This window comes from Lacticaseibacillus paracasei subsp. paracasei, assembly GCF_000829035.1.
GTDB lineage: Bacteria > Bacillota > Bacilli > Lactobacillales > Lactobacillaceae > Lacticaseibacillus > Lacticaseibacillus paracasei.
The window spans coordinates 567,400-585,496 of the sequence record NZ_AP012541.1 but is presented as its reverse complement, the minus strand read 5'-3'; the positions used below and the strand labels follow the sequence as shown (position 1 = coordinate 585,496).

General features: G+C 47.3%; 11 protein-coding genes. 4 read left to right on the top strand and 7 right to left on the bottom strand.

Annotated elements, in window-relative coordinates; translation table 11 throughout:
• Nucleotides 1–147 precede the first annotated feature (147 nt).
• From sstT to LBPC_RS02780, 7 genes are all read right to left on the bottom strand, one after another.
• Nucleotides 148–1,452, bottom strand: coding sequence for a serine/threonine transporter SstT (gene sstT, locus LBPC_RS02810; RefSeq protein ID WP_003563595.1), 1,305 nt, complete (start codon nt 1,450–1,452; stop codon nt 148–150).
• A gap of 340 nt (nt 1,453–1,792) precedes the next feature.
• Nucleotides 1,793–3,796 carry a PTS sugar transporter subunit IIABC gene (locus LBPC_RS02805; RefSeq protein WP_003662798.1) on the bottom strand — a complete coding sequence of 668 codons (2,004 nt, stop codon included), beginning with the start codon at nt 3,794–3,796 and terminating at the stop codon, nt 1,793–1,795.
• Between the two features lie 90 nt (nt 3,797–3,886).
• Complete coding sequence (gene treC, locus LBPC_RS02800; RefSeq protein WP_003573845.1) at nt 3,887–5,533, bottom strand: alpha,alpha-phosphotrehalase; 1,647 nt, start codon at nt 5,531–5,533, stop codon at nt 3,887–3,889.
• A gap of 225 nt (nt 5,534–5,758) precedes the next feature.
• The gene (treR, locus tag LBPC_RS02795; RefSeq protein ID WP_003563589.1) at nt 5,759–6,475 is read right to left on the bottom strand and encodes a trehalose operon repressor; all 717 of its coding nucleotides are present in this window, start codon (nt 6,473–6,475) and stop codon (nt 5,759–5,761) included.
• A 286-nt stretch (nt 6,476–6,761) separates the two neighbouring features.
• The gene (locus LBPC_RS02790; protein ID WP_003662795.1) at nt 6,762–8,006 is read right to left on the bottom strand and encodes an L-lactate MFS transporter; all 1,245 of its coding nucleotides are present in this window, start codon (nt 8,004–8,006) and stop codon (nt 6,762–6,764) included.
• A gap of 161 nt (nt 8,007–8,167) precedes the next feature.
• Nucleotides 8,168–9,949, bottom strand: coding sequence for an ABC transporter ATP-binding protein (locus LBPC_RS02785; RefSeq protein WP_003662794.1), 1,782 nt, complete (start codon nt 9,947–9,949; stop codon nt 8,168–8,170).
• Between the two features lie 4 nt (nt 9,950–9,953).
• Nucleotides 9,954–11,672: an ABC transporter ATP-binding protein gene (locus tag LBPC_RS02780; RefSeq protein ID WP_003662791.1), complete on the bottom strand. Its 1,719-nt coding sequence runs from the start codon at nt 11,670–11,672 to the stop codon at nt 9,954–9,956.
• A gap of 1,000 nt (nt 11,673–12,672) precedes the next feature.
• Here LBPC_RS02780 and metE point away from each other — a divergent pair.
• From metE to LBPC_RS02760, 4 genes are all read left to right on the top strand, one after another.
• Nucleotides 12,673–14,958, top strand: coding sequence for a 5-methyltetrahydropteroyltriglutamate--homocysteine S-methyltransferase (metE, locus tag LBPC_RS02775; protein WP_003662789.1), 2,286 nt, complete (start codon nt 12,673–12,675; stop codon nt 14,956–14,958).
• Nucleotides 14,936–15,808, top strand: coding sequence for a methylenetetrahydrofolate reductase [NAD(P)H] (metF, locus tag LBPC_RS02770; RefSeq protein WP_003563579.1), 873 nt, complete (start codon nt 14,936–14,938; stop codon nt 15,806–15,808). Before metE ends, metF begins: the two co-directional genes overlap by 23 nt.
• Before the next feature lie 357 nt (nt 15,809–16,165).
• On the top strand, nt 16,166–17,086 hold the full coding sequence (locus tag LBPC_RS02765) for an IS30 family transposase (protein ID WP_123837385.1): 921 nt from the start codon (nt 16,166–16,168) through the stop codon (nt 17,084–17,086).
• Between the two features lie 158 nt (nt 17,087–17,244).
• Nucleotides 17,245–18,069: a PfkB family carbohydrate kinase gene (locus LBPC_RS02760; RefSeq protein ID WP_003662788.1), complete on the top strand. Its 825-nt coding sequence runs from the start codon at nt 17,245–17,247 to the stop codon at nt 18,067–18,069.
• Nucleotides 18,070–18,097: the final 28 nt, after the last annotated feature.

Genomic DNA, 18,097 nt, shown 5'->3' with positions numbered 1-18,097 from the left:
GCACATTTCAGCTTGGCTGGAAAGCGCTGTGAGTTTAAAGACATTCGTTATTGTCCAATGTGAGTTTAAAGACACTCGTTATCATTTTGTCTGAAATTAGCCGGACATAAAAAGAATCGCGAAAAAATCGCGATTCTTTTTATCAAACTAAACTTGTTCACTTTCTTCAGCTTCATTGGCCTTTTCAGGTGTGACAACTTCTGCCGTTCCCTTGCCTGCCGCTTTGACCTTAGCTCGAATATCAACCGGATGTCCTTCACGGCGATCGTCGGCATACTCGGCAGTCGCGGTGAACAGCAAGTCAGACGCGGAGTTAACAGCCGTTTCAACTGAATCTTGAACCACGCCGATGATAAAACCGATACCGACAACCTGCATGGCAATATCATTTGAAATGCCAAACAATGAAGCCGCCATTGGAATTAACAACAGTGAGCCACCTGCGATCCCGGAAACCCCGGTAGCCGAGATGGCAGACAAGAAACATAGCAGCAAGGCCAGGAAAATGCTGACATGTACACCCATGGTATTGGCGGTTGCCAATGTCATGATCGACACCGTAATCGCTGCACCACCAGAATTTGCCGAGCCACCAAGCGGAATTGAGATCGCATAACTTTCTTCATTTAATCCGAGATCTTTTGATGCCTTCAAGTTGATGGGAATATTGACAGCGCCGCTTCTTGTAAAGAATGCCGGAATGCCACTGACTTTCAGCGTCCAAAAAGTCAACGGATACGGATTTTGCCGGGTCATCAACCAAACCATGAATGGGTACACGACTAAGTAAACAAATACCATCGTGGCAACCAGCAGCATGAGCAGCTGACCATATGCCATGACCCCTTTGACACCAGTTTTGCTCAAGGACTCATGTAACAACCCGACAATCCCAAACGGTGCGAACTGAATGACATTTTGAGCGACAGCGCTGACAGTATCGGCCAATTCCGTGACCACCTTTTTGGTCACAGCACTGGTCAATCGTAAACCGGAACCGATCAGTAAGGACCAGAAAAGAATAGCTAGGTAATTACCTTCAACCAATGCAGAGATTGGATTGGCAACGGCATTGGTTAGTAAGCTCGTCACAACAGTCCCCAGATCTTTCGGTGCACTTTCGGCGATCTTCATCGCACCGGGCAACACCAATTTGATCGGAAAAAGATACGAGACCGCCACGGCAGCAATTGATGAAAACAACGTGGCACTGAGATAAAGCACAATAACGGTGCCAAAGTGGTTCTTCGCACCTGAGCGATACTTAGAGATCGCCGACATAATTAATAGAAAGACCAGTAGTGGTGCAATCGCTTTTAAAGCGCCAACGAATAATTTACCGAGAACATCAATAAAGGACCAGGAGGGCACCATTACCCCTAACACTGCCCCAACAATGATCCCAATGACAATTTTTAAGATCAACGAAACATCTTTGTAACGTTTATACATCTTGGCCCCTCCTTCATCTAAAATTAACTTTTCATGAGAGCACCTCTTAGTTTGCCTTATTTTTACAACAACTGCAAGCAATTTAATTCAAATAGGATCACTTTTTAAAGCAAGAACAGGAAAATTGAATAACGCGCTTAATTAAAAGCGCTTATCCACCATTGCCATGATTTGCTCATTTTTAACTAAGCGTTAGTACCATGTATCGTCATACGAGCACCTTGCTCTTCGGCATGCCTTGAAATCGAAAAAAGCACAATGTCCGCTGACATCGTGCTTTTTTAATCAATTGTTGCCGCTCACGCACACATGGAAACCGTAAGTGTTGGTGAACACGCCATTATTCAACTGTTTTGCCTAAACGCTTTTTCTTTGGCGCCGTTTTTGCTTGATTGGCGTCAGCATCTTTATAACCAAAGAAGTAAACCAGTAGGAAGGCAGCCACAAGCGTCACAATGGAAGCAATCCAGAAATTCCATAGGTTGTTCGGATTGTTTGCCCAACCCGGAGCAGCAAAAGAAGGGAATCCTAAGAAACTGCCAGTAAAGCCATACATATTAACCCCAAGAAGTCCATTAACGAGACCGCCGATTGCTGCACCAATGCTTGCAAAAATGAAGACTCGACCATACTTCAAGTTAACCCCGTACATAGCAGGTTCGGTAATCCCACAGCAAGCGCTAATAAATGCCGAAAGCGATAACCCTTTGAGGGCCGGGTTATGTTTTGTCTTCACCCAAACAGCCAACGCACCTGCACCTTGCGCGATCATAGAAATGGAAACAATTCCGTTTAGTACAGACTCAGGATGTGCTGAGGATAATTGTGCTGTAATGATCGGAATAACCGCCCAATGCAGGCCGAAAATAACTAGCACTTGATAGAAACCAGCAATAATGGCGTCCGAAATCATTGGTGTCAAACTCAGCAAAGCCTGAATGCCAGCCGTAATCGCCCCTGACGCCACGGTAATTAGCGGACCAACAACAAGCACAACGGTCATCCCGACTAAAAAGATCTCAACCAAAGGGCTGAAAATCATTCTAAGTACAAGTGGCATCCAGCTCTTGATCCATGGCTCAAGCTTTGCTGCCATCCATGCAGCAAAAATCATTGGGAAAATGGAATAGGTGTAATTGGCAATGTGTACTGGTAATCCGAAGAAGTTGGCGTTGATACCCATGCCCAGCAAAGTGCCGCTAACTTTACCTGTAGTTGCAATTTGCGCAATCGAGGGATAAATCAGGAATGCCCCGATAATGCCGACAATAACCGGATCTGACCCAAGTTTCTGTGCCGCTGTGAATCCAACGATAACTGGAAGAAAGTAGAAAGTGGCATCTCCCATCGCATTAATAATCTCATAAGTCGGGTTTTTAACTGATAAACCGCCCCAAGTGGTCAAAATATTCAAAATACCTTTTAGCATACCACTGGCCGCTAACAGTCCAATAACTGGAATCATGGACCCAGTGATTGTACCAATCAACGCTTGTAGTCCATGCTTAACCCTGCCCCATCCGCTAGTATCTTGAGCTTCCAGCTGGGTTTCTTGGATTGCTTGCGCAGTACCTTCAGCATTTGAGTAGCCGGGTCCCAATTGTTTAATCACTTCATCATACACATCAGTAACCGCTTGCCCAATGACCACCTGATACTGGCCATTTGCACGCGCAACATCAATTACGCCGGGAATATTCTTAACGGTGTCAACATCCGGTAACTGTTCATCCTTCAGATAAAAACGTAACCGCGTAATGCAATGAATCAGGCTATTCACATTCTGCGAACCACCAACATCGGCAATAATCTGCCGAGCGGTTGCGGCATATTTGCTTTCGTTCTTTGGCGCAGCAGCGGCTGTTGCGGCCATTGGCTTTGGCGTCATCACGGCAACTTCTTCACCGCGGTTCACTTCACCAGCATTGACGTCGAGATGATCGAGGACTTCTTTGCTGTTGGTAATCGCAACAATGACGGTTGTCTTTTTCCCAGCTTTCTTAATCGCATCCAAATCCATCGATCCGATGAGATCACCTGCTTTGACACGGGCGTCCATAGCCGTATCAATTTCGAATGGTGCGCCTTTAAGCTCGACTGTGTCGATTCCCAAATGAACCAATAATTCTGCGCCGTTATCGGCTTTGATGCCAATCGCATGTTTGGTGTCCGCGATCATCATAATCCGACCGTCAACTGGTGCGGCAATCTGACCATCAGTCGGATCGATGCCAAAACCGTCACCCATCATTTTCTGTGAAAAAACCGGATCAGAAACATCGGTAATTGCCATGGCCAAGCCGGAGACCGGTGCCATGAGCTGCAACTTTTTCGTATCTGCCATTTCTTGTTCCCCCTTTTATCAACACGCTTGCTGGCACGAAAACCCAGCTGCGCTTTGTCTTAAGTGCCTTCTTCTAGCGAACCAGCCAAATCACGCTTTCTGCAATAACCCAATCGTCGCGTATGGCGGCAATGTCATGGTTGCGGTTGGCGTCAATGTAGCTTCGTTCGTGATTAATACTTTTGCAGTTTGAAACTTTTCGGGTAGCGGTACGGTCATTGTCTTGTCGCTGAAATTATTCAGCACCAGCAATTGTTGTGTGCCATATGTTCTTATATAGGCATACAACCGATCAATTTCAGTTCCAAACGGCGTGTAGCTACCGTCACTGATCACTGGATACTGTTTACGCAATGCGATCAGCTGCTGATAAAATTTAAAAATTTCACCATGTGCAAGCTCAGCCTGCACATTAATTGCAGCTTGATTTGTTGGTCGCAACCAAGGCGTGCCAGTGGTAAAGCCTGCATGGTCCGAGGCATCCCATTGCATTGGCGTTCGGCTATTATCTCGGGCTTTCGCCAAAATAATGCCGAATGCTTCTTTTTCAGACATGCCTTTTCCCAGCAGTGCTGCATAAGCATTCTTAGCTTCCACATCCACATAATCTGCCATGCTGGTGTAATCAGGATCAGTCATCCCAATCTCCTCGCCCATATAGATATAAGGTGTGCCGCGGCTCAAATGAATCGCCGCTGCCAGCAATTCCGCGCTTTTAACCCGATATTGCCCGACATCGCCAAATCGATTGATGGCCCGCGGTTGATCGTGGTTGTTCCAAAACAGTGCCTGCCAACCACCACCTTGATCAAGTCCCTGACCCCAAGTGTGGAGAATATCGCGCAAGGCGTTGAAATCATATGGCACCTTGCTCCACTTTTCACCGTTCTTGTAGTCTGTTTTAAGATGATGGAATTGAAAAACCATTGAAAGTTCATGGTTGTCCGGTTTGGTATAAGCAATCGAATTGGCAATTGTGGTGGAACTCATTTCGCCAACCGTCACACGATTATCATCTTGACCGAAGCTGTTTGCTGCCAGCTCCTTCAAATAGTCCTGAACAATCGGTGTATCGGTATACAACGTTTTGCTGGCCACACTTGGCGGTGCATCAACAAGCTTATCGGCTTTACCAATAACATTGAGAACATCGAACCGAAAACCATGGACACCTTTTGCTCGCCAAAAATTGATAATGGCAGCAGCTTCTTGTCGAACCGCTGGATTGTGCCAATTCAAATCTGCTTGGCGTCGTTCATATAAATGCAAATAATAATTGCCTGTATCGCCAAACGGTGCCCAAGCTGGGCCGCCAAACTTGCTTTCCCAATTTGTTGGCAAACTGCCATCCGGCTTTGGTGGTCGAATGTAATAGTATGCCTGATAATGTTTGTCACCTGCTAAAGCCTTTTGAAACCAAGCATGCTCTGTGCTGGTATGGTTCAGCACCATGTCCAGCATGATGTCGATACCTGCCGCCTTAAGTTTTTTGGCCAATTCGTCAAAATCGGCCATGGTCCCAAAGCGTGGATCAATTTGACGATAATCTGCAACGTCATAACCATTGTCATACTGCGGTGAAACAAAAAATGGATTAAACCAAATCATGTCGACATGTAATGACTTGAGGTAATCGATCTTGTCGATAATGCCGCGCAGATCGCCAACCCCATCGCCATTGCTGTCATAAAAAGACTTGGGGTATAGCTGATAAATGACTTTATTATGAAATCCCATGGTGACTCCCTTTCCTGAAAAGCGTTTGCTGAGCTTGAGACCTAAACACAAAGGCTTTCAAAACCACTTAAATTTTGAGTCTCAACATATCAGATCACGCTATGCTTGAAACGCGTTCGCAGGCGCAGAAACCTGCATGTAAGGACCTTGAACGCAATAGCCAAACCCAGGCCATCACGTTCAAGGCCGCTTACATTCCGGTTTCTAAACGCGCCTGCTCACGCTCTATGGTCGTGCGCGCCGGGCGAAGTCGTGGAACTTGAAGCGATCTGCCCGGTGCCGTGACTCTGTGTATTGAAATTTTCTAGTGTCTGCCAAACTACTGCAACTGCGAACAACTACAACCATGGCACCTTCAGGAAGATTTAGATAACGACGATCTTCTTCAGTTGCCGTTTCAACCGTGATCTCTTTTGTGGCATAAGCAATTTCCAAGCCAATTTGTCCTTCGAGATACGCATACAACGAATCCCTTGCCACCGACTCCGGAATCGGCGGCACGACTCTTGGATCCAAATAATCGATATCAATGATATCCGGCTCTTTTTCCAAGTAACGCACTCGCTTCAGCAAACGCATCTGCTTGACTTCAACATCCGGATCAACATCTTTAAAGGACTTGGCCGGAAGTGCGGCAAAATGATTGGCCAACACCACGGTTCTTGTCTGCAAGTGAAGCTGCTTAGCCAATTCGGCATAACTGACGACACCTGACACCGGGAAGACATATTCTTGGCGATTGATCACGATTGATCCTCTGCCTTTCTGCGATTGAATGAAGCCATCATCTTTGAGCAGCCGCAAAGCTTTACGTACCGTGTCGCGCGATGCCTGATACATATCCTGCAGCGTATTCTCGCTCGGCAATAATGAACCAGTCGTATAAATTTCGGCCTCGATCTTATCTTTCAAATCCTGATAGATCACATCATACTTCCGCATGCCTTCTCCTCCAGAAATCGCTTTCACTTGCAAACTTTATTTTACCTGTACGTACAGGTATGTCAACTAATAATGTTTAAACGTTTTTAAATACTTCGCGTTATGAATCATTAATGTTGATATACCGGGATTTTAGCGTGCAAAAAAAATCCATACATCTGTATGGATTTTTCCAGAGCTTATTCATTTATAAACTTCATTGTTATAGACCAATACAACCGTCAATTTCCCCAATCATTCGTTGATCACGAGCAGCCTTTTTCGAGGCTGTCACAGTATTAGCCAATCAATGTTCCCTTTCGAGTGAATCCGTCACCTTTTCATCACGAGCCACAACGCTGAACTGCCGGCGAATGCGAATCGAGAGAATAAAAGCAACCAATTCAAGCGCAACGAAGAAAATCAAACTGTAAGTATAGCTGTGGAAGTATTGATCGCTAAGGCTAAGCAGGGTCGGTCCAACAACTCCAGCAACTGCCCACGCCGTCAAGACATAGCCGTGAATAGCGCCTAACTGTTTCGTACCAAAAACATCGCCAAGGTAGGCTGGAATGACAGAGAACCCTGCACCGTAGCAGGACATGATCAGGCATAAGGCGATCCCGAAGAGCAATGGTGAGCTGAATACCAGAATGCCAGCCAACATAGCGACATCCACCGTAAAAATCAGTGTGTACGTCAGCGGACGGCCAATCAGATCCGAGAGTGTTGCCCAAGCCAGTCGACCAAAACCGTTAAACAAACCTACGACCCCGACCATCATCGCTGCCGTAGCCGCAGACATGCCGGTTTGCTGTTGCGCCATCGGTGACGCAACAGCAACCAGTCCGATCCCACAGGTAATGTTGATGAAAAACATCAGCCACAGGTAGCGGAATGAACGCGTTTTGACTGCCTGATTGGCTGTCATGGCAGTACCGGTCAAACTGACACTTTTAGCAATATCAGCAGCCGGAACCTCACCCGGACGTGGCTTCCGGATAACCTGCGCTGCTGTGAGCATAATAAGTAAATATGCGGTGCCGAGCACATACATCGTTGGCACCAGTCCAATCCCAGCAATCAAGTTCTGAGCAATCGGACCGGTCAGCATCGCAGCAAAACCGAAGCCCATAATGGCCATGCCGGTTGCGAGCCCGCGCTTGTCTGGAAACCAAGCAATGATGGTTGAAACCGGGGTCACGTAACCCGCACCTAATCCCAAACCACCAACAACACCATACCCAATGTAAAGTAACGGCAAAGACTCAAGTTGCACCGCCAGTCCTGTCAACAGAATGCCGGAGCCATATAGCAACGCCGCAACTGTCCCTGTCAGTCGCGGACCAAATCGCTCAACCAGCCGACCCATAAAGGCAGCGCTCATCCCCAAGAAGAAGATCGCGATACTAAACGCAACTGTCACCGATGACAACGCCCAACCGGTTTGTTTGGCAATCGGTCCCGTGAAAACACTCCATGCATACACGGAACCAATCATCAGGTGAAGCAAAATGCCGGCGATAGCGACCAGATATCTACGCTTACTCATTCGTTACCTCCATCATCCCAATATTTATCAGAACCGTCCTACCCATCGTTCTGATATAAAAAGGATAACATATATTATTGAGGCTAGGAAGCCATTGCAACCGTTTCACAAACGAATAAAAATAAAAAAGACTCCGATTTTATTCGGAATCTTTTTACAAGTTATTCAAACACCATTTGATTGTGGTAAAGCTCGGCATAGAAGCCATTTTGCGCGAGTAATTGCTCATGACTCCCTTCCTCAATGATGTTGCCATCACGCAAGACAACGATTTTGTCGGCATTCAAAATGGTCTTTAACCGATGGGCAATGACAAAACTCGTTCGCCCTTGAATGACGTTATCCATTGCCGCTTGAATTTTGGCTTCCGTAACGGTATCAACATTACTTGTCGCCTCATCGAGAATTAACAACCGCGGATTGGTCAAAATAGTTCGCGCAATCGACATCAACTGCTTTTGTCCTGCCGAGAAAACACTTTGTTCATCTGAAACAAAGGTATCGTAGCCTTCTGGCAAGCTCACAATGAAATCGTGGATGTTAGCCTGTTTAGCCGCTGCTTCCACCCGCGCTTGATCAGCATCGGGATCGCCGAAGCGAATATTATCGCGAATTGTGCCGGAAAAGAGTTGCGGGTCTTGCAAGACAATACCGACATTTTGTCGTAATGAGGCGAGCTTGAATTCGCGAACGTCGACGCCGTCAAATGTAATCGCCCCTGAGTCAACATCATAGAAGCGATTCAGCAAATTCATAACCGTTGTTTTACCGCTACCGGTTGGGCCAACCAAGGCAACCATTTCGCCCTTATCCACCTTGATGGTCACGCCATGCAAAATTTCTTTGCCAGGGATATAGCTAAAATGAACATTGTCGATCAGTAACTCATGCTTGAGTCCGTCAAGCGTTTTCCCTTCTGGCGGATCCACTTCATCAGGTTGCTCCCGCACTTCAGTAATCCGTCGGGCGCCAGTGATGGCGAGCTGAATCATGTTGAATAGACTGGTCAACTGGACAATTGGCTGATAATACTGCTGCGCATAATTGACGAACACAACTACCAAGGCCAGCGCCGCGCCTTGACTCAAAGAACCATTCAGTGCCAACCAAGAACCAGCAAAAATGACAATCGCGGTGTTCAACAATGACAAGCCCATCAACAATGGATTTAAAATACCGCTCCAGATCTGGCCGCGCAGGTTGGACTTACGCACCGCCGCATTATACGGCTGGAAACCGGCGACACTTTCCTGTTGCAAGCCATTAGTGATCAACATTTTTTGGCCTGTAATCTGCTCGTTGATATAACCGTTTAGGCGGCCAATATCATCTTGTTGGCGATCAACTGAGACACTCGCTTGATGCATGACGAAGGCCGACAGCCCAACTGCAACGGGTGTTGATGCCATTGTGATCCAGGCCAACGTCGCATTTTGGGTGAACATCATCCAGATAATCCCGATAAACTGGGCACCGCTTAAGAAGATTTCAATCAACGCCTGATTCATGGCGTTGAAAATATTATCCAGATCACTTGTAAACCGCGATAAAATATCGCCGTCACTGTGACTGTCGAAATAATTCACTTTCATCCGTTGCATTTTTCGGAATAATCCGACCCGCATGGTACCAGTCGAGTAGCCACTGATTTTAGACAACAATAGGCTTGAGATAAGGATGCTAGTGGCATCAATGATGTAAAGCAAGACGAAAATCGCCAAGGTATGGTTAAATGTCGTAAATGTTGCTTGTGCCCTAGTTGCTGGGTTCATCCACTGCTGAACATAGGTTGCCAGTTCTTCGATCGCTCGTCCCATGTAAGTCGGTGCGACCACAATTGCCCAGGTCGAGATGCCAACCAAAATCGTCGTGATCAAAAACTCAATCCAATAAGGTTTCAGATAATGCGCATAAAATTTACCTGCATTTTTCAAGTCTTTCATTTAATCACACCCCCTCTTCCAATGCCTTTTGGGTGGCATAGATCTCGCCGTAAACATCGTTATGTTGAACTAAATCATGATGTGTGCCACTGCCGACTAAACGGCCTTCATCAAGCACTAAGATACGATCTGCCTTGATGATAGAACTGATCTTTTCGGCAATGATAATCGTCGTCGTATCACCCAGCTCGTGTGCCAGTGCCTCTTGAACCAATTTCTCTGAATGGGCATCTAAAGCCGAGGTCGCATCATCCAAAATCAAAATTTTCGGCTGGCCGATCACGCCACGGGTAATTGACAGACGCTGCTTTTGACCACCGGAAAAGTTAGAGGATCGCTCCTCAACTTCGGCGTTGTAAGTGCGTGGCAAGCGTTCAATAAATTCAGCCGACTGAGCGATTCTTGCCGCCCAGCGCATCGCATCTAGATTGACGTTAGGATTCCCCTGCTGCAAGTTTTCCGCAATTGTACCGGAAAAAAGCGTTGATCGCTGCAAGACGAAGCCAACCGTTTTCCGCAAATCGGCTTCGGTGACAGCACGGACATCGTGACCGCCAACCTTGACAATCCCGGTATCTGGATCAAACAGTCTGGGAATTAACTGTGCTAATGTGGTTTTACCACTCCCAGTTGCGCCAACAATACCGATCATTTCACCAGATTTCACCTTGAAACTGATGTCAGAAATGGTTGGCTTTTCATCACCAGGATAGGTGAACGTCACGTCATCAAATTCAACCGCGCCATCTAAGTCACGGTGCGGGCCAGAGACGAATGTCATACTCGGCTTTGTGTCCATGACTTCTTGAATACGTTTGAGTGAAACCAACGCACGTGAAGCAAATGTCAACATGAAGCCACCATTGATAATGGCAAACAGAATCTGCATCAAATAGTTAATAAAGCTTGTAATTGCCGCCAGATTGCTAGGATGACTAGTAATGTCCTGTCCGATCAGCCAAATACTACCAGCCATGGCTAAATTAGCCACAAGGAAGAACGCCGGCATTAGCAGGGCGAACAAGTTCCCGATCTTGACGCTGACATCCCGCATTTCATCACTGGACTCAGCAAATGTCTTGATCTGATTCGCGCCTTGAACAAACGACTTCACCACGCGCATGCCCATCAGATTTTCTCGGGCTAACGTGTTGACGCGCTCAATTAATTGTTGCATCCGGCCAAAGTATTTGCCCATATGACTGAACGAGAAAAAGCTGACGCCAAAAACTAAAATCATCATCACCGCAATAACCCACCACAATTCGGGCAGTGTCATAATCGCGAGAATGACCGCGCCAACGAATAAAATCGGGATTCGCGTGACTTGTTGAAAGAAGCCCATGATGATTTGCTGAACTTGGTTGATATCGTTGGTCATTCGAACAACCAAGTTCGATGGCGAAAACTTTTCAACATCCGCGTACGCCAAACTCTGAATCTTAGCATATTCGTCTGCACGCAAATCCGTTGCCACGCCCAGCGCAACCCGCGCCGCGTAAATCGTGTTGACGATCCCGCCAATAATCCCGATGATCGCCAGTCCGATCAAATACAGACCATTAATCCAGACTGTCTGCTTATCATTTTTCATGATGGCATTCATGATTACCTGCAACAAATGCGGCTGCCACAACGTTGCAAAGGCCACAATCAAGATCGCCAAAACCGACCAGATCACGTCCCACCGATATTTTTTGATGTACGGAAACAATACCCTCATGATGTCTTTCTCCTTCTATAACTTGTTTTAATAGCTTACCGCAATTTGGAAAACAAGTCAGTGAAAAAGTTTAAGAGCGTGAGCAGGCGCGTTTAGAAACCGGAGCATAAGCGGCCTCAAGTGCAATGACCGCACTTTGGTCATTGTGCTTGAGGTCCTTATGTGCAGGTTTCTGCGCCTGTGATCGCGTTTCGAAGCAGAGCGTGAGCCACCCCGGTTAGAAACCGGAGCATAGGGCAACATAAAGCCTACATTTAGCTTTCTATGCCGAGCTGGCTACGCGGCGATTGGGCTGGAACGCACTGGGCACGACTTCAAGCCCGCAAAACCCGCGGTCTTGAAGCTCGGCCTTTGTCTAGGCGGAGAAAACCACTCCGCCAAGACAAATTTCAGTGCTGAGCCCATCGCCGCTCCGCCAGCTCTCTTCTTTTAGTTCAAGCGTTTAAATCGTCTGCTATTGCCGCGAAAAAAGGGTTCGCAGTCGCACTTCGCTACGCCGAACTAACCGCTACTTCTCACGCTCTTCGAACAAAGTTCTTGACAATAACAAGCTTCGTCAGTAAACTAGCTTCAACATTGAAATGCGGAAAGATGAGTAGTTGTTAGTTTCTTGCTTAGAGAGTGTCCATTTGGTGAAAGGACATCAAGAAACGGCAGCGAATATGGTCTTGGTGATGCAGGAACGCTGAGCGATTGCGAGGCGGTCATGGGGACGCCCATTATTGCGTTAGGTCTCACAGCTATTTGCTGTCGGACTGATTGAGGAAAGTCGTGTGAACGGCTTTCAAACCAAGGTGGTACCACGGTAAGCCGTCCTTGGCGCAGACAATTTGTCTGCGCTGAGGGCGGCTTTTTTGACATTCACGATTTTCTCGCTAAACAACCTTTCGTGAACCCAAACAAGCACCGCACCTTTCCGCAACTAAATTTCCGCTATAACGCGTTCGTCAGACCAGCAACCGGTCTGGCTCGCGCTCACTAACTGAGGAGGATTTCTTTTATGACAACAACAATCATCGGCTACCCACGCATTGGCGAACATCGCGAGCTTAAATTTGCGACCCAGAAGTATTTCAAACATCAAATCACAGCACAGGAATTACAGGAACAAGTGAAAGCCCTGCGGCAGCATAATTGGGAAACTGTTCAAGCGGCCGGCATTAACCAGATTCCGACTGGCGATTTTTCCTTCTTCGATAACACCTTGGATGTTGCCAACTTGTTGAATATCGTGCCAAAGCGATATCAAGCGCTGGGTCTGTCGCCGCTGGACACCTATTTTGCCCAGGCGCGCGGTTATCAAGGCGAGGCTGGTGATGTCAAAGCTTTGGCAATGAAAAAATGGTTCAACACCAACTATCATTATCTGGTTCCTGAATTCGATCAGGACACACAAATTAAAGTGACAGACTGGCAACTATTTGACCAGTTTGAAGAAGCAAAAGCATTAGGTATCAATGCGCGCCCGACCTTGGTTGGTCCATACACGTTACTAAAGCTATCACGGTTCATTGATGTCACCCCAGATGATTTTGTAACAGATTTAATTGCTGCATACACCGACATTATCGGACGCTTGCATGCTGCTGGTGCTGAGTGGATTCAGGTGGACGAGCCGGCCTTGGTCTATGACCAGACGGACGCTGACCTCGCCTTGTTCGAACGGCTGTACACCCCACTTCTGGCTCAAAAGCAAAGCGCCAAAGTGTTAGTCCAAACGTATTTTGGCGATTTGACCGACTCATTTGATCGCATCAGAAAGTTGCCATTTGACGGTTTTGGGCTTGATTTTGTTGAAGGCCATGCCAACCTTGATCTTCTGAAAACGCAAGGCTTCCCTGCAGATGCAACTCTTTTTGCCGGTATCATTAATGGCAAGAACATCTGGCGCACACATTATGCCGATGCCTTAGCAACCATTAAAACGCTGGCAAAGATCACAGATAAGCTGGTGTTAAGCACCTCAACCTCCTTGTTGCATGTGCCATACACCTTACGCAATGAAACTCATTTAAAGCCTGAGGAAAAACAATACCTCGCATTTGCTGAAGAAAAGCTCAGTGAACTGCACGAATTGGATGCTATCTTCGAAACCGGTGCTGATCACAAAGCCTATCAAGCCAACGTCGCTTTGTTCAGCAAGCCCCGGTACGCAGAAAATAAGGCATTGAATGAAAAGATTGCTGCCTTAACTCCGGCCGACTACACGCGGACGCCGGAACGGAAAACCCGGTTGGCGATTCAAGCTAAGGCGTTCAAGCTGCCGCTATTGCCAACAACAACGATCGGCTCGTTCCCGCAAACCGCTGAAGTACGACGCAATCGGGCAAAACTTCGCCGGCATGAAATCACTGAAGAACAATACACCGCCTTCAATCACAAAGAAGAAATCGAATGGATCAGATTCCAAGAGGAAATCGGCCTTGATGTTCTTGTTCATGGTGAATTTGAACGAAATGACATGGTTGAATATTTTGGTGAAAACTTTGGCGGCTTCCGCTTCACGGACAACGGCTGGGTGCAAAGTTATGGTACGCGCGGTGTGAAACCACCCATTATCTGGGGTGATGTTTATCGCACCAAGCCGATCACCGTTGCTGAAACTGTGTTTGCCCAAAGTCAAACCGACCACCTCGTTAAGGGGATGCTCACCGGTCCAGTCACCATCTACAACTGGTCCTTCCCGCGTGAAGATCTGAGCCAAAAGACGAGCGTTGAACAAATTGCATTGGCTTTGGAAGATGAAGTACTTGATCTTGAAAAGCATGGCATCAAGATTATCCAAATTGACGAACCGGCTTTGCGAGAAAACTTGCCGTTGCGCAAGAAAGATTGGTACCCGAAGTATCTCGATTGGGCAGTACCAGCTTTTCGATTAGTCGGCAGCAAGGTCAAGCCTGAAACACAGATTCACACCCATATGTGCTATTCGCAGTTCGGTGATATCATCAAGGCGATTGACGACCTCGATGCCGATGTCATCTCGTTTGAAGCGGCCCGTTCCGACTTCAGTCTCTTGGACATCCTTAAGGCAACCCATTTTCAGACTCATGTTGGTCCTGGTGTTTATGACATCCATTCCCCACGGATTCCTTCAAAGGACGAAATTGTGCACATCATCCACGAAATTCTGAAACGTCTGCCTGCCGATCATGTTTGGATCAATCCTGACTGTGGCCTCAAGACTCGTGATGTCCCAGAAACCAAGGCCAGCCTCATCAACATGGTGGCAGCGGCTAAACAAGTACGTAAGGAACTCACTCATGAAAATCAACCAGTGCTTTAAAGATCATCAAGTCATCTCATTTGAAGTTTTCCCCCCGCGCAAAAATGCGAGCAATATTGCTTTGACTCCGATTCTCAACACCCTCGATGCGGTCAAAGAAGCCGATCCTGACTTCGTTTCCGTAACCTTCGGCGCCAATGGCAACAAGCCTCACATGGGGACACTCGAAGTTGCCAAACTGATTAAAGATGAGTTTGATATGGAACCCGTGGCCCATCTGCCAGCCGCTCAACTCACCCGAGAACAGGTAGATGCAGAACTGCGCGGTTTTCAAGATGCTGGCATTGACAACATCCTTGCTTTACGCGGTGATATACCCAAAAGCGGCCGCGTTAGTAACGATTTTCCCTATGCCTGTGATCTGATCGAACACATTCACCAAGTTGGCGACTTCAACGTAGTAGCAGCCTGCTATCCAGAAAAACATCCTGAATCTCCTGATGTGGTCAGTGATATTCACCATCTCAAAGAAAAAGTCGACTCCGGTGCAAGCCAACTGATCAGTCAACTTTTCTTCGACAATCAGGTTTTTTATCGATTTCGCGAACGAGCACAATTAGCCGGGATCAACGTGCCTATCGAAGCCGGCATTATGCCAGTGATCAATGAACACCAGATCGAACGGATGGCCACCATGGCCGGTGTCAACTTGCCACCAAAATTTGTCGCAATGATGCAGCATTTTTCTGGCAATAAAGAAGCGATGCGTGATGCTGGTATTGCCTACGCGATTGATCAAATTGTCGATTTGCTGGTGCATGGCGTTGATGGGATTCATATCTACACGATGGACAATCCAACCGTCGTCAAGCGCATTGCTGCTGCGACTCAGACGATTCGGAATGCTTAATTCAGCTTGATTCTTTCTATTAAATGGTCACGGCACGATGCCGGGGCCATTTTGTTTTATGGAAGCGACTGCTTTTGGGTTCGTGTTTAAAGGAGGGCGTGATGGGTCTCATAACGCCTTGGTCAGACCAGAAACCTACGTATAAGGACCTCAATCCTAAGTGGCCAAAGATCGGTCTACTTGTGCGACTCCGAAACGCGTTCGCCAGACCAGAAACCTACGTGTAAGGACCCTGAACGCAATGACCCCTAGATTGCATAATTAAAGTTACCACCCAGAAAATGTGAAAAAAGACCTGTCCGTTCTTGCTAAAATGGTGTTTGCATAACATACCATCTAGAGAGAAGGACAGGTCCCATGGCCATTATAACCTTAATTGAACGATCTCAGATAGAACTGATGCAACACCACACGATTCAATACATCGCCGCGACCTTAGGCCGCTCTCGTATTTCTATTAGGCATGAGCTTCACCGTTGCCCTGAAGGTGATTACTGCGCCATTATAGCTCAGGATCATGCCGATACTTGTCGGCATCGTTGTGGTCGGCACTCGATTTTAACGCCTAAGTTGAAGCGGATGGTAACTGAGAAGCTAAACCTAGGTTGGTCCCCTGAAATGGTCGGTTATGCCGTTCACTGTGCGCCACACACGATTTACCACTGGATTTATCAAAGACAAGTCGATTTTCAGCCAAGCCAACTCTTTGATCACGGTAAACGTCATAAAAGAAGACAAGACCTTCGGTCGCGCTATAACCAAGCAGTAGGCACCTCAATTGAGATTCGCAGTGAGTCAGCTAATCGGCGAACCGAAAAAGGACATTTAGAGATGGATACAGTTCGCGGTGGGCGCGGGTCAAAGGCTGCTGTTTTGACCATTGTCGATCGGGTCACACGTTTAATGGCGACAACTAAGCTTGAAAACTTATCACAAAATGCTGTTCTCAAGGGATTTGCAAGACTTATGGTGGACTTTCCGGGTCCGGTTCGATCAGTGACGGTTGATCACGGTAAAGAGTTTTCCTGCGATCAGGCGCTTACAAAGCGCTATCGGATACCGGTTTACTTTTGCCACGCCTATCACCCGAATGAACGGGGCACAAATGAACGGTTCAATCGAGAACTTCGCTACTATTTCCCGAAGGAAACACAGTTTGATCAGGTTTCAGAGACCGATATTCAACAAGCCACAGCGCTTATCAATAACAAACCTAGAAAATGTCTCCGTTGGCAAACCCCAGTTCAAGCAGTGAGCAAGCCTCTTTCTAGGTGGTAACTTTATTATTGCAATCTAGGGACCAAAAACCGGTCATCACGTTCAGGCCCACTTACACTCCGGTTTCTAACCGGTCTGGCTCACGCTCTTGTTGACAAGACACCTAAAATTGCGCATTCTCATTATTAACAACTATCTTTTCAGAAAGGATTCGTGCTGTGAACACAAAAAGTCTGATCATCAGTCAAGATCTTTGTGGTGTGGGTCAAGTCTCGATGAGCGTGGCGCTGCCGTTAGCGGCTGGGCTGGGGTTGACGCCGTATGTTTTGCCTACCGCACTGCTGTCTAGTCACACTGGCGGACTAGGCGCCAATACTTATCTTGATCTTAGCTCCGAAATGCCGGGGATTCTCAAGCACTGGCAACAACTGCAACTGCAGCCTGATGGCATTTACCTTGGTTATCTTGGTCAAAAGGCGGCCGACCAATGGGATCGTTGGCTGCCTAAATTTCATGCCCCGCTCGTGTTGATCGATCCCGTCATGGCCGATAACGGCAAACTTTACAAGGGATTTGATGCTGCTTATGTGGCGACCATGCAACAGTTGGCGCACCGGGCAACTGTCTTGACGCCCAACATCACCGAAGCTCAGCTGCTTTTGGATGAAAAGCCGACAACGCTCACCGATCCTTCTGCCGTCACGGCTTTGGCGAAACGCCTGCATGCCCAATTTGACAGCGCCGTTCTCATCACCGGCGTGCCTTTTCACAAACAAATTGCGGTGGTCGGCATCGATGCATCCGGTACCACGCTGGCCTTGGCTCAGCCAAAAGAAACGGGCCATTGTTTTGGCACTGGCGATCTTTTTGCTGCTGCCTTGGCAACGGGTTTGTTAAAAGGTCAAAACTTGCGGCAAGCGGCCGCAACTGGCATGGTTGCCGCCCGGCTTGCGATCAAGGCCACACTTGCCACTGATGCCGATCCAAAGTACGGCCTGAATCTGGCTGGCGTTATTCCTGCGCTAAGCAAACAACTGCCATAAACTGCCACATACCATGCATTACTATCAA

Bases quoted from the DNA above. Each gene is read 5' to 3' on its own strand.
- sstT (WP_003563595.1), bottom strand. From the start codon at position 1,452: ATGTATAAACGTTACAAAGATGTTTCGTTGATCTTAAAAATTGTCATT.
- LBPC_RS02805 (WP_003662798.1), bottom strand. From the start codon at position 3,796: ATGGCAGATACGAAAAAGTTGCAGCTCATGGCACCGGTCTCCGGCTTG.
- treC (WP_003573845.1), bottom strand. From the start codon at position 5,533: ATGGGATTTCATAATAAAGTCATTTATCAGCTATACCCCAAGTCTTTT.
- treR (WP_003563589.1), bottom strand. From the start codon at position 6,475: ATGCGGAAGTATGATGTGATCTATCAGGATTTGAAAGATAAGATCGAG.
- LBPC_RS02790 (WP_003662795.1), bottom strand. From the start codon at position 8,006: ATGAGTAAGCGTAGATATCTGGTCGCTATCGCCGGCATTTTGCTTCAC.
- LBPC_RS02785 (WP_003662794.1), bottom strand. From the start codon at position 9,949: ATGAAAGACTTGAAAAATGCAGGTAAATTTTATGCGCATTATCTGAAA.
- LBPC_RS02780 (WP_003662791.1), bottom strand. From the start codon at position 11,672: ATGAGGGTATTGTTTCCGTACATCAAAAAATATCGGTGGGACGTGATC.
- metE (WP_003662789.1), top strand. From the start codon at position 12,673: ATGACAACAACAATCATCGGCTACCCACGCATTGGCGAACATCGCGAG.
- metF (WP_003563579.1), top strand. From the start codon at position 14,936: ATGAAAATCAACCAGTGCTTTAAAGATCATCAAGTCATCTCATTTGAA.
- LBPC_RS02765 (WP_123837385.1), top strand. From the start codon at position 16,166: ATGGCCATTATAACCTTAATTGAACGATCTCAGATAGAACTGATGCAA.